We start from the raw sequence: 20,677 nt of genomic DNA, 5'->3' as shown, positions 1-20,677 counted from the left end.
CGATACTCGACTTTCTTGACATCAATCCTTTATCTAGTTTTGAAGGAACAAACCCTTCAATTGAATATTCGTCTGGTGATTATGGCGAAGAGGTCACACCCGTTCCCATGCCGAACACGGAAGTTAAGCTCTTCAGCGCCGATGGTAGTTGGGGGCTCTCCCCCTGTGAGAGTAGGACGTCGCCAGGCAAATAGAAAAAACAGCTCATTTTGGGGCTGTTTTTTTGTGGTTTTATAGGTTTAAGGTGTAAATGGGGTGGGAAGACGCTCGATTGGGGCTGAAATCGTCATGATATTTTGAGGCAGCTGACTGATATATTATCAAAATCGATGGGTTTATTATCAAAAATTCCGATATATTATCAAAAACGGCCCTTTTATTATCAAAAATCCAATTATATTATCAAAACCGTTTTGGCATCTGCCGAGACCTTACGACGGCCGGCTCACGTCTATCGAAGGCGTCAAGCGCATACCCCCCATACCAGCCACAACCCCAATCACCTCTCACTAACCAAATTCCATTCAAAAACCCAACCGCCTTCAATCACTTTTTCCAAACTTTTTTAGAAAGACATACACAGACTGGGCGCTTGCTACATAAGATAAAAGTACACTTGATAATTCTGTTAGTTTAAAAGTTTAAAATACTGTATACAATTGAAGCACTTGGGGCACAATAGATTGTATGGAGGTGGAGATCCTTATGGTGAATGCTGAACGTAAGGTGGTTGAAGAGCAGTGTATTGTGTGTCAAAGTGAAAAGTCGGTTGGAATCCATCTATACACATCGTTTATCTGCACAGAATGTGAACGGGAAATGGTACAGACGGAGACGAATGATCCCGTGTACAAATTATTCGTTCAACGATTAAAAAAAGTAAATACCCCTCAAATTTATTCATAACCAGGTGATAGACAGCTTGGTTATGATTTTTTTATAATTGTAATAAAGTACAACCTTAATTAGAGAAATGGCCAGCTCGAGCGCCTAGCCCCTCGAAACGTTTCCCCCGGGCATTAAGTCAAAAAATGACTTCACTGGTCGGGGCTGATCAAGGTGCCGCGCTTTTCTTCGTTTTAGAAGGATAAAGTATGGTACGATGAAGATTGATATTTGTGGTGAGAGAGAGGGGTAAACGTGAAGTGCGATCAATCCAGAAAGCCTCTTATTGAAGCAATCGATAGACATCTTGAGATGGAGCCCATCTCATTCCATGTTCCCGGTCATAAAAATGGTTTGTTCATTGATGAGAAGGACAAGCAGTTTTTTTATAAACGCGATTTGACTGAGCTTAGCGGATTAGATGATTTACATGATCCCGCGGAAGCCATAAAAGAAGCAGAATCATTGCTCAGTGATTTGTATGGAAGTGTGAAGAGCTATTTTCTCGTGAATGGCAGTACGGCAGGGAATATAGCTGCAATAATGGCTTCGTGTTCGCCTGGAGATACTGTGCTTGTTCAAAGAAACTGTCATAAGTCTGTACTGAATGGAATCAAGCTTGCGAGAGCAGTTCCTATTTTAATAGAAACAGAGTGGGATCGAGAAGGAAGAATGCCGACCGGCGTCAACCTGGAGTCTTTAAGAGGGACGTTAAAAGCGTTCCCGAACGCGAAGGCTTGTATTCTGACGTATCCGACATACTATGGAATGACATATGATGTAGAAGCGTTAATCACTGAATTACACCAACATGGGGTTGTATGTATCATTGATGAAGCTCATGGTCCGCATTTTCAGGCAGGGGCTCCTTTCCCGAAGTCTTCTTTGGAATCAGGCGGGGACATTGTGATTCACTCGGCTCATAAGATGCTGCCGGCCATGACGATGGGATCCTTTTTACACATAGGGACGAATCGTGTCAATGAAAGGAAAATACGTGAATATTTATCGATTTTGCAATCAAGCAGTCCCTCATATCCGATTATGGCATCGCTTGATTATGCCAGGTCGTATTTAGGAACAATGACAGAAGATGATATTAAACGGAATATTGATGAGATCAGTGGATTTGTACAAGCATTAAAAGGAGTTCACGAGGGACTAGGGGTAAAACGAACCGATGATCCTTTAAAGCTGCTCCTTTATATGAAAGGGAAATCCGGTTATGAGCTGCAGGGGTTATTGGAGAAACAAGGCGTTTTTTGTGAGCTTGCAGACCCTTTTTATGTTCTTCTGATTCTTCCTTTAGTGAAAGGTGATCGATCTTTTCCATACCAAGAAGCGATAAATCGGATACAGAGAGCATTAAAGGATGTAGAGGATTCAGAAGAAACGACCGCTGATGTTATAAAAAAAGATGGTAATCAACACTATAGTACGCTTGCATTAAGTCTTGAAGAAATGGAAGATAAGGATGAGAAGTGGATCTTGCTGCAGGAGGCTGAGGGGGAGATTTCGTCACAGATGATCACTCCTTATCCACCAGGAATACCTTTGTTGATTCCAGGTGAAAGAATTTCTAAGGAAGCAATTGCAAGGCTGACACATTATGTGAAAAATAAAGCAAACATACAAGGAGATCATCGCTTGGATGAGTACTACGTACGTGTTTATCGATAGATGGAGGGTATAGAAACATGAAACAGGGACGATTTATTACAGTTGAAGGCCCCGACGGAGCAGGTAAGTCAACGATATTGAAAGATCTTTACGAAAAGCTGGTTGAAGATGGCCATGAAGTCGTGCAAACAAGAGAGCCCGGAGGCATCTCCATTGCTGAGCAAATCAGAGAAGTGATCTTAAATAAGGACAATACGGCAATGGATATCCGGACAGAGGCATTGTTGTATGCCGCTGCCAGACGGCAGCATCTGGTTGAGATTGTTATACCGGCTCTTGAAAAAGGTGCCATTGTCATTTGTGACCGCTTTATTGACAGTTCCCTTGCGTATCAGGGGAATGGAAGAGGCATCGGGATGACTGAAGTGATGAACATCAATCAATTTGCAATCGAGGATAAAATGCCTGATCTTACACTTTACTTCGATATTGACCCCGAAGAAGGCTTGAAGAGAATTGCTCAGCACGACGGCCGTGAAGTGAACCGGTTAGACCTTGAATCCCTTGATTTCCACCAGAAAGTCTACGAGGGCTACCAAACCCTCATCAACCAATATCCTGACCGAATCAAGGTTGTGGATGCAAGTAAAAGCAAAGAAGAAGTATTCAAACATGCATATGACATCGTAAAGAGATTTATAGGTTAGCCATTATAAAGGCAGCTTCTATATGACAAAATGAGTCCATAAAGAGGTTGTCTTTTTATTATATGATTTTCATTTGGGGAGTCTATGTAATTAACCAGTTCCAGCTGGACAGTGAAACTCCCTTAGGATTACCGAGGAGGCTCACGGGCTATCCGCGGAAAGCGAAGTCTTCCACGGAAATCGACAGCGGTATAAAAGGACATTTCATATAGTTTTTCCAAAAAGAACCTATATGCAGGATGTCAGCCCAACCCATTTATTGATATAATAGAAGGAAGTAAATGTCTTCGAAACGGAGGAAAGCCACATATGAAAGTCATTATGGCTGTTGTTCAGGATAAAGATAGTAATCGTTTGTCTAATGCGTTGATGGAACACAATTTTCGTTCGACAAAACTTGCAAGTACCGGAGGGTTCCTAAAGTCCGGGAATACCACATTCATCATTGGTACTGAAGATATTCGTGTAGATAAAGCGTTGCAGGTGATCAAGGATAATTGCCAATCTCGTGATCAATTGGTTGCACCTGTTTCCCCGATGGGAGGAAATGCGGACTCGTATGTCCCTTACCCGGTTGAGGTCGAGGTCGGGGGAGCCACGGTGTTTGTCCTTCCGGTCGATCAATTTCATCAGTTTTAATTAAGTGAGGAGTTTAAGGTATGAAGATCAACCAGGATACCCGTGTGTCTTTAGACAAGCTTCAAAAAGAAAGCAAGACAACAGGGACGAGCCAAGTGAAATTCGGTCATCTTGTCCAAAAGCACGATCAGAAAATGCAGATGGAGCAGCTGAATAAGCTTTTGGTCACGATTGAAGACGCAGGAAGCCGTTTGGCAAAATCGAGAACCTTCAAAGACCTTGCAAAATATAAAACACTGGTTAAAAAGTTTGTAAGAGAAGCGGTAGATTTCGGCATGGACCTTAAACAGTCCCATACATGGAATCAATATGGCGAGGGAAGAAAGCTTAATATCGTGGAAACCGTCGACCTGCAGCTTGTCGAATTAACCGAAGCCGTTATGGATAAAGAAAAGAAGTCTATCGATGTATTGGGGAAAATTGGAGAAATAAAGGGATTACTGATCAATCTCTATATGTAAGTGAGTGGTCGACATGAAGTTTGAAGAAATACAATCGTTTCAGCCGGTGGTCCTGCAGATGCTTCAAAACAGCATCATGAAGGACCGTGTTGCGCATGCCTATTTATTTGAAGGTGAGAAAGGCACACGGAAAAAGGAAGTAAGTATGCTGTTTGCGAAAGCATTACTTTGTGGGAATCGCAGGGATGGCAAAGCTTGTGAAAAATGCAATAACTGCAGACGTGTGAATAATGGAAATCATCCGGACCTTCATTTAGTTGAGCCGGATGGCCTTTCAATAAAAAAAGAGCAGATTAAATCGCTTCAAGAAGAGTTCTCCAAGACCGGAGTCGAATCAAAGAAAAAGATTTATATCATTGTTCATAGTGATAAAATGACTGCCAATGCCGCTAATAGTCTGTTGAAGTTCCTCGAAGAACCCTTGGCGGATACGACGGCGATCCTTATCACTGAAAATATTCATAGAATGCTGCCTACCATTCTTTCAAGGTGCCAGACGATTTCCTTCAAACCGCTTCCGAAAGAACATCTGACAAAACAGCTGCTAGATGAGGGGATGCCGGCACATATGGCGTCGCTGGCTGCAAATCTGACCAACCGATACGAAGAAGCTGTAGAAATATGTCAAAATGAGTGGTTTGCACAAGCAAGAATAATAGTGTTAAAATTATATGAAGTCCTCCAGAAAAGTCCCTTCCAAGCAATGGTGAAAATTCAAGAGGATTTTGTACAGCACTTCAAAGAAAAAGATCAAGTTGATCGAGCATTAGATCTTTTACTTCTGATATATAAAGACTTACTTCAGATCCAGTTAGGAAAAGAAGAACAGCTCGTCTACCCGGACCAAAAGGAAATATGGAAATCAAACGCACTTCAAGTATCTACAAACCGTCTTTCTACTAGTATGACGGCAATACTTGAAGCAAAACGCAAGTTAAACGCCAATATGAATTCTCAGCTGCTGGTAGAACAGCTTATGCTAAAACTGCAGGGGTGATGGTCCTTTGTACGATGTTGTAGGAGTACGCTTTAAAAAAGCGGGTAAAATCTATTATTTTGCCCCCGGAGAACTGGATGTCCAAAGAAACAATTATGTGATTGTGGAAACCGTCCGCGGGGTTGAATTTGGAAAAGTAGTCGTAGAAAGAAAGCAAGTCGGTGAAAATGATGTAGTGCTTCCTTTAAAAAAGGTGATTCGCATCGCGGATCAAAAAGATCGTTTAACAGTGGAAGAAAATAAATCTTCTGCAGAGGAAGCCTACAATGTATGTTGTGACAAAATCAATCAGCATCAATTAGATATGAAATTAGTAGATGTAGAATATACATTTGATCGCAATAAAGTCATATTTTATTTTACTGCTGATGGGCGTGTTGATTTCCGGGAGCTGGTGAAAGACCTGGCCTCAATTTTCCGTACACGCATTGAACTTCGTCAAATTGGCGTTCGAGACGAAGCAAAAATGCTGGGTGGTATTGGTCCTTGTGGCCGTATGCTTTGTTGTTCGACCTTTTTAGGAGATTTTGAACCGGTATCCATCAAGATGGCGAAGGATCAAAATCTGTCCCTTAATCCTACCAAGATTTCAGGGCTGTGCGGCCGCTTGATGTGTTGTCTGAAATACGAAAATGACGAATATGAAGCAGCCAAAGAAGAATTGCCTGATATTGGTGAAGTGATTAAGACACCTCGCGGGAAAGGTAAAGTGGTAGGTCTCAATATTCTTGAACGTGTTCTTCAAGTCGAAATCAAAGAAGAAGAACGTGTATTAGAATTCACTTTAGATGAAATAATGAACGAAGGTGCCGTATCATTCCAAGCCACAGAGTAACGGGGTGTAGTGTCGTGGATAAAAAAGAGTTCTTTGATTCAGTCAGCAATATGGAACAACAAATTGGTGATTTATATAATCAATTAGGCGAGCTTAAGCGATGCCTAGCTGAAATGCTTGAGGAGAATAATTCCCTCAAGCTTGAAAACGAACATTTGCGCCGAAGACTGGAACAGACGGAGAACTCACCGAAAAAGGAACAAACAACAGGCGATGCGGGTACGACGAGTGAGTCAGACTTAGAAGATAAACAACTGGATATCGGGGAAGGATACGATAATCTTGCCCGCTTATACCAGGAAGGCTTCCATATTTGCAATATCCATTTTGGAAGCCCGCGTAAAGACGAGGATTGCTTGTTCTGTCTTTCTTTCTTAAATAAGAAATAAAGAAGAACCTAAAGTGTAAGAATATGATAAACAACGAAAAGGGCTGATCCATTCGACAGGGATTGGTCCTTTTTATTGAAAGAAACGGTTTCACAGACGGAGGAAAGACATGGTTGTATTAAAAGAGGATGAAAGATTAGATTATTTACTGGCAGAAAACATGAGGATCATCCAAAGTCCATCTGTATTCTCCTTTTCTTTGGATGCTGTATTACTGGCCCGTTTCAGCTATTTGCCGTTAAAGAGAGGAAAAGTGGTAGATTTGTGCTCGGGAAACGGAATCATACCACTGTTATTAAGCGCCAGAACAGAAGTTGAAATCACAGGTGTAGAGATACAGGAGCGGCTCTTCGATATGGCAGAGAGAAGCATCGAGTATAATGGCGTCGAACATCAGGTATCGATGAAGCTTGGGGATGTGAAAGAAATAAACAAACTGCTGCATCATTCCCATTATGATGTTGTGACGTGTAATCCGCCCTATTTTGAAACTCTTCCAACCGCGATTCAAAACATGAATGAACATTACACCATCGCCCGTCATGAGGTTCTGTGCACATTGGAAGATACAATCCAGGCTGCGAGCTACCTGCTGAAGCAGGGAGGGAAAGCTTCATTCGTGCACAGGCCGGGAAGACTGATGGATATTCTGTCCCTGATGAGGAAGCACCGCCTGGAACCGAAGCGGATGAGGCTCGTCTACCCGAGGCCGGGAAAAGAAGCCAATACGCTCTTAATCGAAGGAATCAAAGACGGCAAACCGGACTTGAAGGTTCTTCCGCCATTGTTTGTGTATAATGAGAACAACGAATATTCTCAGGAAGTTCATGAAATTCTTTACGGGAAAGAATAAGCTAGATCAATCAGGAGGTGAAATCCATCATGAACCAGCAAAAAAGCTATCAGGAAAGTAATAAAGGCAGCCTTTATCTTGTACCCACTCCTATCGGGAATCTTGAGGACATGACATTTAGGGCGATCCGCATCATGAAGGAAGCCGATGTCATTGCAGCAGAGGATACAAGAAATACGAAGAAGCTGAGCAACTACTTTGAAATCGATACGCCGATTATCAGTTATCATGAGCATAACAAGGAATCGAGCGGTCCGAAGCTGATCGAGAGAATGGAGCAGGGTGAAACGGTTGCTCTTGTCAGTGATGCAGGGATGCCCTCCATTTCCGACCCCGGTTATGAACTGGTGAAAGCAGCCATAGAGAACGACCTGTCCGTCATTCCTCTTCCAGGGGCAAATGCTGCATTGACAGCATTGATCGCTTCTGGCTTAGCTCCCCAGCCGTTTTATTTTTACGGGTTCTTACATAGAGGAAAGAAAGAGAAGCGTGCAGAGTTAGAAAACCTTCGTTCCTTGAAGGATACGTTCATCCTATATGAATCGCCGCATAGACTGAAGGAAACACTCAAGGAGTTGCATCAGGCCCTGGGAAGCAGGCAGATTGTCATATGCCGTGAACTGACAAAGAAATTTGAAGAATTTATTCGCGGTCCTTTGGAAGAAGTATTGAAGTGGGCTGAGAACGGTGAAATAAGAGGGGAATTCTGTTTACTGATAGAAGGAAATAAGCAGCCGGATGAAGAAGAACATGAAGAATGGTGGAAGGATTATTCCTTAAAAGATCATGTTCAATATTATATAGAAGAAAAAGAAATGCCCTCTAAACTGGCGATTAAAGAAGTGGCCAAAGAAAGAAATCTCCAGAAGAGAGAAGTATATCAGGCATTTCACGTAGAGAATGAATAGAAAAAGGGCTGAGTGCGTAACTCAGCCCTTATATTTATATCATAAAAAGCTTATTTTGCTTGGAAAGAATCTTGGATTTCTTTGATTAATTGTTCTGCACCTTCACGGCTTAGAATTAATTTACCATCAGCAAGCTTGATGTTGTCATCAGACACTTCACCAGTAATTTGGCAAGTCATGCTTGGCTTGTATTTCTTAAGGATGATTCTTTCGTCGTCCACGTAGATTTCAAGAGCATCTTTCTCAGCGATGCCAAGTGTACGGCGAAGTTCGATTGGAATAACGACACGGCCTAATTCATCAACTTTTCTTACAATACCTGTAGATTTCATGTAATTTCTCCTCCAAAAAATGATTTATTTTATCTCTCTAGTTAGTTCTGGGTTCGTCAATATTCGACATTTTTCTGTATCTGGTAATATCATACCAACGATTTTACCTATCGTCAATAATTAAATTTGTAAATTTTTAAAAATAACTTACAGTAAAAAAGTTGATATGACAAGCTTTACGAAGTATTGTAAAAAAATGTATTACCAATTTAATATTATTGTAATCAAAAGAAATTTGTCGAAAAATCTTTAACAGTACAAAGTTTCGACAAAAATCGACATTTTTCCTCTTTCAGTTCGACATCCTCTGATGGGTGAGTGGTGCAGTTGCAGAATCACTATATTTTAGGTATATTTTGATGAGATAAGAGGTTAAGATAATAGGTAAGACAATAGAATAAAATCCACTATATACCATTCGGATACGCTTGAATGTTTATGTGGGTATTTTAGAAAGAAAGAGGAGGAAGCGAAAGTGGAAGAGAAATTGAAGACCTTCTATATTACAACACCAATCTACTATCCAAGTGGAAATTTACATATTGGCCATGCCTATACGACAGTGGCCGGAGATGCGATGGCCCGTTATAAAAGAATGCGCGGTTTTGATGTCAAATATTTAACAGGTACTGACGAGCACGGACAAAAAATCCAGCGTAAAGCGGAAGAGCAGGGTATCAGCCCCCAAAGCTACGTAGATGATATCGTCACAGGCATCAAGGACCTGTGGGGAAAATTAGACATCTCTTATGATGATTTTATCCGTACAACGGAGAAACGACATAAAGACATCGTCGAAAAAATCTTCAAACAACTGGTGGATCAGGGTGATATTTATCTTGATCAATATGAAGGATGGTACTGTACGCCATGTGAATCCTTCTTCACTGAAAGACAGCTTGAAAACGGAAACTGCCCGGACTGCGGACGTCCTGTCGAAAAGGTAAAAGAAGAATCATACTTCTTTAAGATGAGTAAATACGTGGATCGTCTGCTGGCTTATTATAATGAAAACCCTGAATTCATTCAGCCTGAGTCACGTAAAAACGAGATGGTGAATAACTTTATCAAGCCTGGCTTGGAGGATTTGGCTGTATCGAGAACCACGTTTGACTGGGGTGTGAAGGTTCCGGGAGATCCCAAGCATGTTATTTATGTATGGGTCGATGCGCTATCCAATTACATTACATCATTAGGATATGGCAGTGATAATGATAAGGATTATCTAAAATATTGGCCTGCGGATGTTCATTTGGTGGGGAAGGAAATTGTCCGCTTCCATACTATCTACTGGCCGATCATGTTGATGGCATTAGACCTGCCGCTGCCTAAAAAAGTATTTGCCCACGGCTGGCTGTTGATGAAGGACGGGAAGATGTCTAAGTCAAAAGGGAATGTTGTCGATCCGGTTACGCTGATTGACCGCTACGGTCTCGATTCATTGCGTTATTACTTATTAAGAGAAGTTCCATTCGGTTCTGACGGGGTATTCACCCCGGAAGGATTTGTGGAACGCATCAACTTCGATCTTGCCAATGACCTTGGTAACTTGTTGAACAGAACGGTTGCAATGATCAACAAGTATTTCGACGGAGTCATTCCTGCATATGTCCATTCTAATGGAGAGTTCGATCAGAATCTGTTAGATATCAATAAGAACACGGTGAAAAAATACGAAGAAGCAATGGAAAACATGGAGTTCTCGGTTGCGTTATCCAGCCTTTGGCAGCTGGTGAGCCGTACAAATAAATATATTGATGAAACCCAGCCTTGGGCACTTGCGAAAGAAGAAGAAATGAAAGCCGAATTGGGAAGTGTAATGAGCCATCTGGCAGAATCCCTGCGCAGAGTCGCCGTTCTCCTGCAGCCATTCCTGACTAGAACACCAAAGAAAATCTTTGAACAGCTGAATCTCCACGAAGAAAAACTTCAAACGTGGGAAAGTTTAGAACAATTTGGTGCCATCCCTGAAGGAACAGAAGTGGTGAAGAAAGGTGAGCCGATCTTCCCGCGCCTTGATCTTCAAGAAGAAGTTGACTATATCAAAGAGAAAATGCAGGGAAGCAAACCTGCACAAGAAGAAAAAGCAGCTGCACCAGCACCAGATGAGAGTGACGAAATCACAATTGATGATTTCATGAAAGTAGAGCTTAGAGTGGCGCAAGTAGTAGATGCTGAACCTGTTAAAAAAGCGGATAAACTCCTTAAAATCCAACTTGATCTCGGGTACGAAAAGAGACAAGTGGTATCCGGAATCGCCAAACACTATAATCCGGAAGAGTTAATCGGCAAGAAAGTCATCTGCGTAACAAACCTAAAACCGGTTAAATTGCGTGGAGAACTTTCCCAGGGGATGATCCTCGCAGGAGAAGAAAACGGTACCCTCTCCATTGCAACAGTGGACCAAACACTGCCAAACGGTACGAAAGTAAAATAAATAAGCAACAAAAGGATGTTCCACGTGGAACATCCTTTTGTTATATCGAGATAATACTATGAGGTTATCATCACATATCAAAATGGGTTTTGTCGATAAGTAACACTATATAGGAATAATCATGATCTAAGGAAAAATCAAATTGTTTTAGAATTTACTTCAAAGCCTATACAATAAATGGAGGAAGTAAATACTAAAGATGACAGAATAGATATTAGCCTGATCTAGCTGTTGATTGGAGTGGAAGTCGAAGACTCCTGCGGGAAGAGTAGCTTATGTGAGACCCCGCAGGAACGAAGTGACGAGGAGGCTCACGGGCTACCCGCGGAAAGCGAAGTCTTCCACGGAAATCGACAGCGGTATTTCAGTGCTTTCCAGGAAACATCCGGTAAAGCGCCAAAGTAAATATTTTCTCACCCATCCATAATTTGTAACCTAAATGTTACGTTACTGAGATGCTTGTTACTCATTTTTATAATAAAATTATTTTTAATACGAGGAGTGTCACACATGTTATTTGATACACATGTTCATTTGAATGCTGAACAATTCAATGAAGATCTGGAGGAGGTTATTTCAAGGGCAAAGGAAGCAGGAGTAGGAAAGATGGTTGTGGTCGGCTTTGACCGTCCTACCATAGAAAGAGCCATGGAACTGGTGGAACGCTATGATTTTCTATATGCTAGCGTAGGATGGCACCCTGTAGATGCAATTGATATGAAAGATGAGGATCTCGCTTGGATCGAAGAGCTTTCCTCACATCCTAAAGTAGTCGCCCTGGGTGAGATGGGCCTTGATTATCACTGGGATAAATCACCGAAAGACATTCAAAAAGAAGTGTTCAGAAAACAAATTCACTTAGCGAAAAAAGTGAAACTGCCGATCATCATACATAACAGAGAAGCGACTCAGGATATTGTCGATATCCTTCGGGAAGAAGGGGCTGAAGAGGTAGGCGGAATCATGCATTGCTTCAGTGGAAGTCCAGAGATTGCCCAGGAATGCGTTGACATGAATTTCTATATTTCTCTCGGCGGACCGGTAACGTTTAAAAACGCGAAGAAGCCAAAAGAAGTAGCTCAGGAAATTCCTTTGGAAAAGCTTCTCATCGAGACGGACTGCCCGTATCTTGCCCCTCATCCGAACAGAGGGAAAAGGAATGAACCTGCTTATGTGAAGTTGGTAGCGGAGCAGATTGCAGAACTGAAAGGCATTTCCTTAGAAGAAGTAGAAAAGATTACAACCGAAAATGCAAATAAATTATTCAACATAAACTGACATCAAATGTTGTCGAGAATTGAGAGAGCATGTCCTAATAGTTAATGAAAACAAAAAGTTCTACATAGCTTTTGCCTTTCATAGGATAACCATGTCGATAACTCTCTCTTTTCTTTTTCTCTTTTTTTATGCATAATATGTCCTATGTTCCCTGGTTTTCAATATTTTGCTAGATTAAGAAAAAAGAAGCAAGGGTTGACACTCTCTGGAATACTCTATATAATCACTCCGAGAAAAGGAGGCGTTTTTCATGAAGATTAAAAACATGAAAAGCCTGTTTTCCAAGTCTTTGAGTCGAAGGAAATGGATCGCTGCAATCGCAACCATTGCAGCATCAGCAGCTGTATTCGGAATTCTTTTTTATGAAGGTTCCAAAAACACTGTAGCATTGACCCTAGACGGCGAGCAAAAAGAGATAAGAACGCATGCAAACACGATTCAAGATATATTAAAAGATTTAGAGATTTCAACCCGCTCAGAAGACTATTTGTATCCCTCGGGAACAACAAAGGTTACAAACAATATGAAGATTGTTTGGAAACCGGCAAAACAGGTAGAAGTATCAGTTGGGGATCAGAAGAAGAAAATCTGGACCAATGCTGATACCGTTAAAGAGTTACTATCGGAGAACGAGATAGAAGTAGGGGAACATGATAAGGTTCAGCCAGACTTATCCGAAAAGATCACAGGGGACATGAAGATTACCATTGATGAAGCCTTTCCACTTCAACTCGTGGATGGAGGCAAAAAGCAAAAGGCATGGTCCACTTCGACTACGGTCGCTGACTTTTTAAAGCAACAGGGAATCACACTCAATAAAACCGATCGCGTTGAACCAGGCTTAGACAAAATCGTCAAAGCAGATGATGTCATTAATGTCGTTCGAGTTGAAAAAGTCACCGATGTAGTGGAAGAGACAACTGACTTTACGGTTGTTTCTCGAAAAGACTCAAACCTTTCCAAAGGCAAGGAAGAAGTTGTGCAGGAAGGGAAGAAGGGTCTTGTTGAAAAGAAATACGAAATCGTCAAAGAAAATGGAAAAGAAGTTTCCAGGAAGTTAGTCAGTGAAAAAGTGGTAAAAGACAGCCAGGATAAAATTGTGAGGGTCGGAACAAAAGTTCTCGTGGCTCAGGTTTCACGTGGAAGCTCTTCTTCCGCTGCGGCTTCAGCAGAGAGCGGCGGCAGGGAGTTCTATGTGAGCTCGACAGCCTATACTGCGTCATGTAACGGATGCTCAGGCTATACCGCGACAGGAATCAACCTTAAATCTAATCCTGGTATTAAAGTCATTGCAGTCGATCCTTCTGTTATTCCGTTAGGTACGAAGGTTTATGTTGAAGGTTACGGCTATGCCGTGGCGGCTGATACAGGCGGTGCAATTAAAGGGAATAAAATCGATGTTTTCTTTGCCTCCAAGTCAGATGCGTATCGCTGGGGAAGAAAAACGATAAAAGTAAAAATATTAGACTAAGAGCAGGGGGTCTTCTCCTGCTTTTTTTGTTTTTAGAAAAACGGTTAATAGACCTTTTTGTATAAGCGTTCAAAGAATTTAGTTATAATAAAAATAATGAGTTCTACTAATTAGACGAACGTAACTAAAAATAAGTTTCATTTTTTTTGGAGGTTTTATGAAAATAAAAGAAATCATTGTGGTGGAAGGCAAAGATGATACGGTTGCGATTCAGAGGGCCGTGTCAGCCGATACGATTGAAACGAACGGTTCGGCTGTTTCTGCTGTCACGATTGAAAAGATAAGGCATGCGCAGGAAAAAAGAGGTGTCATCATCTTCACAGACCCGGATTTCCCCGGTGAACGAATCCGGAAGATTGTGAGCGAGTCCGTTCCCGGCTGTAAACACGCCTTTGTCCACAAGAAGGATGCCCTCCCAAAGGCAGGGAGAGGAATAGGCGTAGAGCATGCTTCTCCTGAAGTGATAAGGGAAGCTCTCAGGGAAGCTCATATGATCGAGGATGAAGGTGAAGAAATCATCACAAAGGATGACTTGGTCACGGCAGGGCTTATCGGGAGTCCCAAGTCCAAGGACAGAAGAATAGCACTTGGTGAGAAGCTTAGAATCGGATACACTAATGGTAAACAGCTTCATAAACGTTTGATGATGTTCAATATCCAGAAGGATGAATTCAAGCGTGCGCTAATGGAAATTATTCAGGAGGAAACTAATGCATAAAGATATTGCCACCCCGCTGCGTACAAAAGAGATATTGGGAAAATACGGATTTTCTTTTAAAAAGAGCCTCGGTCAGAATTTCCTGATCGATCCAAATATTTTACGTAATATAACCGAACATGCAGGCCTATCGAAGGATACTGCAGCCATTGAAATCGGACCGGGCATCGGTGCACTGACAGAGCATTTGGCCCGCACGTCAGGCAAGGTAGTCGCATTTGAGATCGATCAGAGGCTGATTCCGATTCTCGGGGATACACTGTCACCTTATGACAACGTGAAAATCATCAATAAGGATGTTTTGGAGGCAGATGTAAAATCGATCATCCAGGAAGAGTTTGAAGGCTATGAGGACATCATGGTCGTGGCCAACCTTCCGTATTACGTGACCACGCCTATCATTCTAAAGCTCTTGATGGAACGACTGCCGATCAGGGGAATCTGTGTCATGCTTCAAAAGGAAGTCGGGGACCGGATCTCAGCGAAGCCTGGAACAAAGGAATACGGTTCATTATCGATCGCGATACAATACTATACAGAAGCGGAAATGGTCATGACGGTACCGAAGACGGTCTTCATGCCGCAGCCGAATGTAGACTCAGCTGTAATCCGTTTGACGAAGAGAGAAAAACCCCCGGTGGAAGTGATTGATGAGGATTTCTTCTTTACAGTGACTCGATCTTCCTTCGCTCAGCGCAGGAAAACAATACTGAACAATCTGACCAGCCAGCTGCCGGAGGGAAAAGAAAAGAAAGAATACATCTTAGAAGCGTTATCAAAGGCGGAAGTGGAGCCTTCGAGAAGAGGGGAGACCCTTACCATCCAGGAATTTGGTGCGTTAAGTGATGCACTTTATCCGCTTTTTAATTAAATAGCTGAACTTTATGAGACTGTCTTCTGAAATCATGGAATGATTTTGGGAGGCGGTTTTTTGTTTGAGGAGCCGTATGATTTACATATTTTGTTAAAGTCAGCATATATCTGATTTTTTCAGCATAAACACAAATAATTACGCATAAACCTCAAAAAGTCAGCATAAAATGAAAATTTTACGCATAAGTCTCTGATTAGTCAGCATAAAATGAAACATTGACTGACGTCCAAATAAATATCACGCCACAAAAGCGGGTTATCCTTATATATCTGTTTCGGTGTCCGGATGAGGATACAATTCGACAGATTCAATCTAAAATGGTTAAAAATCCATTCCACTCCGCCTCATCATCAATATCCGTCTTCCCTGGATCCCACGACATTTACATACACCTAACACTCATACCCTGCATAGGTTATCAAAGGGAGTAATTACTTATGAAAAATGGAAAATGAAGAGGGCATACAGGGCGTAAGAAAAATTCAGGTGGCGTCAGCCCTTTATTTGCTTTTTCCATAATGAATGTAAGTCCATGGGAGTGACGGATGTGAAGATCGAAATCAATGATGTCGTGGGTCGTCTTTCGTATAAGTGTGATATCTTGTTCAGAGTCATTGATATTCGCATGATAGACAATGAAAGAACGGCTGTACTTTACGGGGAAGATTATCGATTAATAGCGGATGCTCCTTTTCATGATTTGAAGAAGATGGACCCTAGAGAGCAGGATCGGATCATTCAAGAGTTTCGTTCTAAAGAAGAACAGTCTTTTGATTTGTTTCGACAGGATATTGAGCTCCTTAAGCGAAAGCAAGAATATACAATGACGAATGCTTATAGAGATGAGTTTAACTATTTCCAGGTTCCCGGTAAAGTTCTTCATCTTGATGGAGATCCCAGCTATTTACGAAAATGTCTAGATCTTTATGAGAGAATCGGAGTGCCAGTGAAGGGTGTTCATTGCAGTGAGACAGAAATGCCAAATGAAATTGGCCCCCTCATTGATAAATACAGACCGAATATTGTAGTGATTACGGGTCACGATGCCTATTCCAAAGCAAAGGGGTTAAAGTCAGATATTAACGCCTACCGTCATTCCAGATATTTTGTTCAAGCGGTAAGGGAAGTGAGAAAGAGATATCCTCACTTGGATCAGCTCGTTATTTTCGCAGGAGCCTGTCAGTCTCATTTTGAATCCCTGATTCATGCAGGTGCGAATTTTGCAAGCTCACCCTCAAGAGTCAACATTCACGCCCTTGACCCGGTATATATTGTCGCGAAGATCAGTTACACCGCTTTTAAGGATTCCGTCAATGTATGGGATGTGATCCGGAATACGTTGACCGGAGATAAAGGACTCGGCGGTGTGGAGACGAAAGGTGTGTTACGTACTGGAATGCCCTATAAAATTGTCGAAGAAGAGGAATAGAAACATTTCGACATAAAGACTGAAACCTTGCAATTGTGAATATGAATTGCGGGGTTTATTTTTGTGGGGCAGGATAGGCGTTTATTTTATTATCCGTGATTAAGAATTTTGTCAATGGAGGAAAAGAGCCACTGAATTCCTCTTCTGATAAAGGAATGACTCTCCAAATTTAGTTGATTTGAAAGGGAAATCGTCATAATAAAAAGAGTTTACATAATTTATCAATTACCAGGGAAAGGTAATGTTGTAGAAAAAACGTATTTTTTGTTGAATAAAATATATTGACAGGTATTTAAATTTCTTGTTAAAATAATAAATTTATTTGACTTAAATTACATAATGTGTTATAATTTTATACAGTGAGGTGGAAGCGAAATGCCAAAAACATTAGCCGACATTAAAAGATCCCTTGATTCGAATCTCGGGAAACGTTTAATGCTTAAAGCAAACGGTGGACGTCGAAAAACAATTGAGCGTTCAGGCGTTCTAGCCGAAACGTATCCTTCTGTATTTGTCGTACAGCTTGACCAAGAAGAGAATGCGTTTGAACGAGTTTCTTACAGCTATGCAGATGTTCTCACTGAGACAGTTCAATTAACATTTTATGATGAAGCAACAGGAAGTATCATCTTTAGCCAGCAGTAAACAAATTTGTTTGCTGCTTTTTTATTTGCTTAAAAAGTCTGTTTTTCGCCTTTTCTTGAATTTAAAGGGTGGGATATCACCTATTATAGGCTTGTTTAATGCATATATATTAATTCTAACCGGTTCCAGCTGTTGATTGGAGTGCAAGACGATGACTCCTGCGGGAGAAGTGGCCAATGTGAGAATTGTCTAGCTCCGGCGGCTAGAGGCTCGAGGTCATAAGTCAAGCAAGCCAAAAAGGCAAAAAGCGCCTTTCCGGCTTGCTCGCCTTAAGCTTGTCGCCTCTAAGCGAGCCTCCTCCGCTTTTCGACCCCGCAGGCAAAGCCGAGGAGGCTCACGGGTCACCCGCGGAAAGCGAAGTCTTGCACGGAAATTAACAGCGGTATATAAAACTGACACCGAAAAATCCTTCAAAAATTGGTTTTCACACCCTAGTAATGTTTTAACCCTCTGAACACATATTAAACATATGGTACATCCGAAGGGGGAAAAACAATGAGCAGAAGAAGAGGGATTATGTCTGATCAATTAAAAGAAGAGCTTGCACAGGAACTTGGGTTCTATGATGTTGTTCAGAAAGAAGGCTGGGGCGGCATCACATCACGGGATGCCGGGAATATGGTGAAACGAGCCGTGGAACGTGCCAGCGGTCGGCTGGCAGCCCAAAACAGCCAGTAATTCTTTTCTTTTAGGAGTGGCTAACCTTTTAGTACCAGTGGAAGGATCATCTAAGGCGGTTGACTTGAGTTGATCCTTTTTTATATACAGACCACTTTCCTATTGCCTTTTAACGTGGTAAAATATCATATTTGTATGAGTATCGTAAGATGATGACACTTCTCGAAGAAGTGTATGATACAATAAGTGAAAAGATATGGTAAGAAGGTGATGAAATGAGGTTATTAGTGAAGGCGCCGGCAAAAATTAACCTATCACTTGATGTTTTACATAAACGCCCCGATGGATTTCACGAGGTTGAGATGATCATGACGACCATCGATTTAGCAGATCGAATTGAACTCACGAATCTTTCAGATGACACGATTAAAATTCTTTCTCATAATCGATTTGTTCCGGATGATGGAAGGAATCTTGCCTATCAGGCTGCTCAGCTGTTAAAGGATAGACTCGATATCAAAAAGGGAGTCGCGATCTCCATCGACAAGGTGATCCCGGTGGCTGCCGGATTGGCTGGTGGAAGCAGTGACGCGGCTGCTACGTTAAAAGGACTGAACCGTTTATGGGATCTGGGACTTAGCTTGGACGAGCTCGCTGAGTTGGGATCAGAGATAGGGTCGGATGTTTCTTTCTGTGTTTACGGTGGCACCGCACTTGCAACGGGTCGGGGGGAGAAGATCGAACACTTACCCGCCCCTCCTAATTGCTGGGTTATTTTGGCCAAGCCGACTATAGGGGTTTCAACTGCTGATGTTTATAAAAATCTAGACGTATCAAACATTCAGCATCCTGATACAGAAGCGATGATTTCAGCACTAAACCGTGGTTCCTACAGCGATATCTGTGCCAATCTTGGGAATGTCCTCGAGTCAGTGACGCTCGATATGTATCCTGAAGTCTCTCAGATCAAGGATCAGATGGAACGCTTTGGAGCAGATGCGGTATTGATGAGCGGAAGCGGACCGACTGTATATGGATTAGTTCAATATGAATCAAGACTTCACCGAATCTATAATGGTTTGAGAGGATTTTGTGACCAAGTATTTGCAGTGCGCATGCTTGGTGAATAAGTATTTGCTTAAATCCGTATATTAATGATATATTTACTTTATAATATTCGGATTTAGGAGGTAATTTTGGTGAAGTTTAAGCGTAGTGAACGATTGATCGATATGACTCATTACTTATTGGAGCGCCCTCACCAACTTGTACCTTTGACATTTTTCTCTGAGCGTTATGGTTCTGCCAAGTCCTCCATCAGTGAAGATTTGACGATCGTAAAAGAAACCTTTGAAGGACGCGGGATAGGAATTGTTCAAACGGTACCGGGGGCGGCAGGGGGAGTCAAGTACATCCCCAAGGTTAATAGCAGTGAAGCAGGAGAGGTGATAGAGGAGCTATGCCAACACATGGAAAGCTCGGACAGGCTTCTTCCCGGCGGCTACTTATTCATGACGGATCTGCTTGGAAACCCGCTGCTTATGAAAAAAGTAGGGAAGCTCCTTGCCTCAGCTTTTGCCGAAAAAGAAATTGACGTTATTATGACTGTTGCTACAAAAGGGATTCCAATCGCAAACGCCATCGCATCTTACTTGAATGTTCCGGTCGTCATCGTCAGAAGGGACAGCCGCGTGACGGAAGGATCGACGGTCAGTATTAATTATGTATCCGGATCTTCAAAGAGAATTCAATCAATGGTTCTTTCCAAGAGAAGCCTGAAAGAAGGCTCGAAAGTACTGGTTGTCGATGATTTCATGAAAGCCGGTGGAACGGTTAACGGAATGAAGAACCTGCTGGAAGAATTCTCTGCGACGCTCTCGGGCATCGGTGTATTGGTAGAGTCGGAAAATGCCGAAGAACGATTAGTGGATGATTATGTTTCGCTATTGAAATTATCTCATGTAAATGAAAAGAATAAGCAAATTTCCTTGAAAGAAGGAAATTACTTTCAATCAAATCTGACATTCTTATCTTAAAGGGAGGCAGTTACGATGCGTGTTGTTTCAACAAATCAAGCACCTGCAGCAATTGGACCATATTCTCAAGGGATCATCGTGAATAATTTATTCTACAGTTCAGGTCAAATTCCATTGACGACAGAAGGAACAATGATTGAAGGGGATGTGGCAGCTCAGACACACCAAGTTTTTCAAAATCTGCAAGCTGTTCTGGAAGAAGCCGGAGCTTCTCTTGAAACCGTAGTAAAGGCCACAGTATTCATTAAGGATATGAATGATTTCGGTGCCATCAATGAAGTATACGGGGAGTATTTCCATACACATAAACCTGCGCGTTCTTGTGTAGAAGTCGCCCGCCTGCCAAAAGATGCCCTGGTTGAAATCGAAGTAATCGCACTCGTGAAGTAATCTTCACGGGTGTTTTTTTGTGCGCAGGGACTCTTAATATACGCTTTTATTGCAGTATTAGGTCAAAAGAAACACAAAAAGATTAAGTGAAAAATAAAATTTTTCAAAAAATTTTACATTTAAAGAAGGAATATCTAATAATTTCGTTGAATAAG

Annotated in this window: 22 protein-coding genes and 1 rRNA gene; 22 read left to right on the top strand and 1 reads right to left on the bottom strand. The window is 41.8% G+C overall.

From position 1 onward, the window contains the following. The first annotated feature begins 71 nt into the window (after positions 1 to 71). The 11 genes from rrf (at position 72) to rsmI (ending at position 8,294) form a co-directional block, all read left to right on the top strand. Positions 72 to 188: ribosomal RNA gene (rrf, locus tag ACXAFV_RS01555) — 5S ribosomal RNA — on the top strand. Positions 189 to 705: 517 nt separating this feature from the next. Beyond that, a complete protein-coding gene (locus ACXAFV_RS01550; RefSeq protein ID WP_475123977.1) occupies positions 706 to 906 on the top strand; it encodes a sigma factor G inhibitor Gin in 201 nt (66 codons plus the stop codon). A gap of 234 nt (positions 907 to 1,140) precedes the next feature. Beyond that, on the top strand, positions 1,141 to 2,565 hold the full coding sequence (locus ACXAFV_RS01545; protein ID WP_475123975.1) for an aminotransferase class I/II-fold pyridoxal phosphate-dependent enzyme: 1,425 nt from the start codon (positions 1,141 to 1,143) through the stop codon (positions 2,563 to 2,565). A gap of 17 nt (positions 2,566 to 2,582) precedes the next feature. After that, complete coding sequence (tmk, locus tag ACXAFV_RS01540; protein WP_475123973.1) at positions 2,583 to 3,212, top strand: dTMP kinase; 630 nt, start codon at positions 2,583 to 2,585, stop codon at positions 3,210 to 3,212. 309 nt (positions 3,213 to 3,521) lie between these two features. After that, a complete protein-coding gene (locus tag ACXAFV_RS01535) occupies positions 3,522 to 3,851 on the top strand; it encodes a cyclic-di-AMP receptor (RefSeq protein ID WP_175989788.1) in 330 nt (109 codons plus the stop codon). A 20-nt stretch (positions 3,852 to 3,871) separates the two neighbouring features. Continuing rightward, positions 3,872 to 4,312, top strand: coding sequence for a YaaR family protein (locus ACXAFV_RS01530; RefSeq protein WP_475123972.1), 441 nt, complete (start codon positions 3,872 to 3,874; stop codon positions 4,310 to 4,312). Between the two features lie 13 nt (positions 4,313 to 4,325). Beyond that, positions 4,326 to 5,309 (top strand): DNA polymerase III subunit delta', encoded by a 984-nt coding sequence (gene holB / locus ACXAFV_RS01525; RefSeq protein ID WP_475123971.1) that lies wholly within the window; start codon positions 4,326 to 4,328, stop codon positions 5,307 to 5,309. Positions 5,310 to 5,316: 7 nt separating this feature from the next. Beyond that, entirely contained in the window at positions 5,317 to 6,144 is an 828-nt protein-coding gene (locus ACXAFV_RS01520) for a PSP1 domain-containing protein (RefSeq protein ID WP_475123970.1), read from the top strand. Positions 6,145 to 6,158: 14 nt separating this feature from the next. Next, positions 6,159 to 6,533, top strand: a complete 375-nt coding sequence (yabA, locus tag ACXAFV_RS01515; protein ID WP_175989784.1) for a DNA replication initiation control protein YabA — start codon at positions 6,159 to 6,161, stop codon at positions 6,531 to 6,533. A 109-nt stretch (positions 6,534 to 6,642) separates the two neighbouring features. Further along, on the top strand, positions 6,643 to 7,386 hold the full coding sequence (locus ACXAFV_RS01510; RefSeq protein WP_475123969.1) for a tRNA1(Val) (adenine(37)-N6)-methyltransferase: 744 nt from the start codon (positions 6,643 to 6,645) through the stop codon (positions 7,384 to 7,386). 29 nt (positions 7,387 to 7,415) lie between these two features. Then, positions 7,416 to 8,294, top strand: a complete 879-nt coding sequence (rsmI, locus tag ACXAFV_RS01505) for a 16S rRNA (cytidine(1402)-2'-O)-methyltransferase (protein WP_475123968.1) — start codon at positions 7,416 to 7,418, stop codon at positions 8,292 to 8,294. Positions 8,295 to 8,344: 50 nt separating this feature from the next. Here rsmI and ACXAFV_RS01500 read toward each other — a convergent pair whose 3' ends face one another. Beyond that, positions 8,345 to 8,626, bottom strand: a complete 282-nt coding sequence (locus ACXAFV_RS01500; RefSeq protein ID WP_224878283.1) for an AbrB/MazE/SpoVT family DNA-binding domain-containing protein — start codon at positions 8,624 to 8,626, stop codon at positions 8,345 to 8,347. Positions 8,627 to 9,023: 397 nt separating this feature from the next. Between ACXAFV_RS01500 and metG the strand changes: the two genes are divergently transcribed. The 11 genes from metG to ACXAFV_RS01445 all read left to right on the top strand — a co-directional run bounded on the left by metG (position 9,024) and on the right by ACXAFV_RS01445 (position 20,522). Then, positions 9,024 to 11,063, top strand: coding sequence for a methionine--tRNA ligase (metG, locus tag ACXAFV_RS01495; protein WP_475126037.1), 2,040 nt, complete (start codon positions 9,024 to 9,026; stop codon positions 11,061 to 11,063). A gap of 510 nt (positions 11,064 to 11,573) precedes the next feature. After that, the gene (locus tag ACXAFV_RS01490; RefSeq protein WP_475123967.1) at positions 11,574 to 12,341 is read left to right on the top strand and encodes a TatD family hydrolase; all 768 of its coding nucleotides are present in this window, start codon (positions 11,574 to 11,576) and stop codon (positions 12,339 to 12,341) included. Between the two features lie 250 nt (positions 12,342 to 12,591). Next, positions 12,592 to 13,812 (top strand): ubiquitin-like domain-containing protein, encoded by a 1,221-nt coding sequence (locus ACXAFV_RS01485; RefSeq protein WP_475123965.1) that lies wholly within the window; start codon positions 12,592 to 12,594, stop codon positions 13,810 to 13,812. A 157-nt stretch (positions 13,813 to 13,969) separates the two neighbouring features. Beyond that, positions 13,970 to 14,530: a ribonuclease M5 gene (gene rnmV, locus ACXAFV_RS01480; RefSeq protein WP_475123964.1), complete on the top strand. Its 561-nt coding sequence runs from the start codon at positions 13,970 to 13,972 to the stop codon at positions 14,528 to 14,530. After that, positions 14,523 to 15,401 carry a 16S rRNA (adenine(1518)-N(6)/adenine(1519)-N(6))-dimethyltransferase RsmA gene (gene rsmA, locus ACXAFV_RS01475; RefSeq protein ID WP_475123962.1) on the top strand — a complete coding sequence of 293 codons (879 nt, stop codon included), beginning with the start codon at positions 14,523 to 14,525 and terminating at the stop codon, positions 15,399 to 15,401. Before rnmV ends, rsmA begins: the two co-directional genes overlap by 8 nt. A gap of 550 nt (positions 15,402 to 15,951) precedes the next feature. Further along, positions 15,952 to 16,833 (top strand): sporulation peptidase YabG, encoded by an 882-nt coding sequence (gene yabG, locus ACXAFV_RS01470; RefSeq protein WP_475123960.1) that lies wholly within the window; start codon positions 15,952 to 15,954, stop codon positions 16,831 to 16,833. 375 nt (positions 16,834 to 17,208) lie between these two features. Next, on the top strand, positions 17,209 to 17,478 hold the full coding sequence (veg, locus tag ACXAFV_RS01465) for a biofilm formation stimulator Veg (RefSeq protein ID WP_064091133.1): 270 nt from the start codon (positions 17,209 to 17,211) through the stop codon (positions 17,476 to 17,478). 495 nt (positions 17,479 to 17,973) lie between these two features. Further along, positions 17,974 to 18,156, top strand: coding sequence for a small, acid-soluble spore protein, alpha/beta type (locus ACXAFV_RS01460; protein ID WP_475123958.1), 183 nt, complete (start codon positions 17,974 to 17,976; stop codon positions 18,154 to 18,156). Positions 18,157 to 18,371: 215 nt separating this feature from the next. Then, the gene (ispE, locus tag ACXAFV_RS01455; protein ID WP_475123957.1) at positions 18,372 to 19,226 is read left to right on the top strand and encodes a 4-(cytidine 5'-diphospho)-2-C-methyl-D-erythritol kinase; all 855 of its coding nucleotides are present in this window, start codon (positions 18,372 to 18,374) and stop codon (positions 19,224 to 19,226) included. 69 nt (positions 19,227 to 19,295) lie between these two features. After that, entirely contained in the window at positions 19,296 to 20,132 is an 837-nt protein-coding gene (gene purR, locus ACXAFV_RS01450) for a pur operon repressor (RefSeq protein ID WP_475123956.1), read from the top strand. 15 nt (positions 20,133 to 20,147) lie between these two features. After that, positions 20,148 to 20,522, top strand: coding sequence for a RidA family protein (locus tag ACXAFV_RS01445; RefSeq protein WP_475123954.1), 375 nt, complete (start codon positions 20,148 to 20,150; stop codon positions 20,520 to 20,522). Positions 20,523 to 20,677 lie beyond the last annotated feature (155 nt).

The organism is Rossellomorea sp. ABR4_012, from assembly GCF_056159545.1.
Note: the sequence above shows the minus strand (reverse complement) of the source record. Positions and strands in the feature narration are given on the sequence as shown.

Coding starts and splice junctions, on each gene's coding strand:
- ACXAFV_RS01550 (WP_475123977.1), top strand. CDS start 706: ATGGTGAATGCTGAACGTAAGGTGGTTGAAGAGCAGTGTATTGTGTGT.
- tmk (WP_475123973.1), top strand. CDS start 2,583: ATGAAACAGGGACGATTTATTACAGTTGAAGGCCCCGACGGAGCAGGT.
- ACXAFV_RS01535 (WP_175989788.1), top strand. CDS start 3,522: ATGAAAGTCATTATGGCTGTTGTTCAGGATAAAGATAGTAATCGTTTG.
- ACXAFV_RS01530 (WP_475123972.1), top strand. CDS start 3,872: ATGAAGATCAACCAGGATACCCGTGTGTCTTTAGACAAGCTTCAAAAA.
- holB (WP_475123971.1), top strand. CDS start 4,326: ATGAAGTTTGAAGAAATACAATCGTTTCAGCCGGTGGTCCTGCAGATG.
- ACXAFV_RS01510 (WP_475123969.1), top strand. CDS start 6,643: ATGGTTGTATTAAAAGAGGATGAAAGATTAGATTATTTACTGGCAGAA.
- rsmI (WP_475123968.1), top strand. CDS start 7,416: ATGAACCAGCAAAAAAGCTATCAGGAAAGTAATAAAGGCAGCCTTTAT.
- ACXAFV_RS01500 (WP_224878283.1), bottom strand. CDS start 8,626: ATGAAATCTACAGGTATTGTAAGAAAAGTTGATGAATTAGGCCGTGTC.
- ACXAFV_RS01490 (WP_475123967.1), top strand. CDS start 11,574: ATGTTATTTGATACACATGTTCATTTGAATGCTGAACAATTCAATGAA.
- ACXAFV_RS01485 (WP_475123965.1), top strand. CDS start 12,592: ATGAAGATTAAAAACATGAAAAGCCTGTTTTCCAAGTCTTTGAGTCGA.
- rnmV (WP_475123964.1), top strand. CDS start 13,970: ATGAAAATAAAAGAAATCATTGTGGTGGAAGGCAAAGATGATACGGTT.
- rsmA (WP_475123962.1), top strand. CDS start 14,523: ATGCATAAAGATATTGCCACCCCGCTGCGTACAAAAGAGATATTGGGA.
- veg (WP_064091133.1), top strand. CDS start 17,209: ATGCCAAAAACATTAGCCGACATTAAAAGATCCCTTGATTCGAATCTC.
- ACXAFV_RS01460 (WP_475123958.1), top strand. CDS start 17,974: ATGAGCAGAAGAAGAGGGATTATGTCTGATCAATTAAAAGAAGAGCTT.
- ispE (WP_475123957.1), top strand. CDS start 18,372: ATGAGGTTATTAGTGAAGGCGCCGGCAAAAATTAACCTATCACTTGAT.
- ACXAFV_RS01445 (WP_475123954.1), top strand. CDS start 20,148: ATGCGTGTTGTTTCAACAAATCAAGCACCTGCAGCAATTGGACCATAT.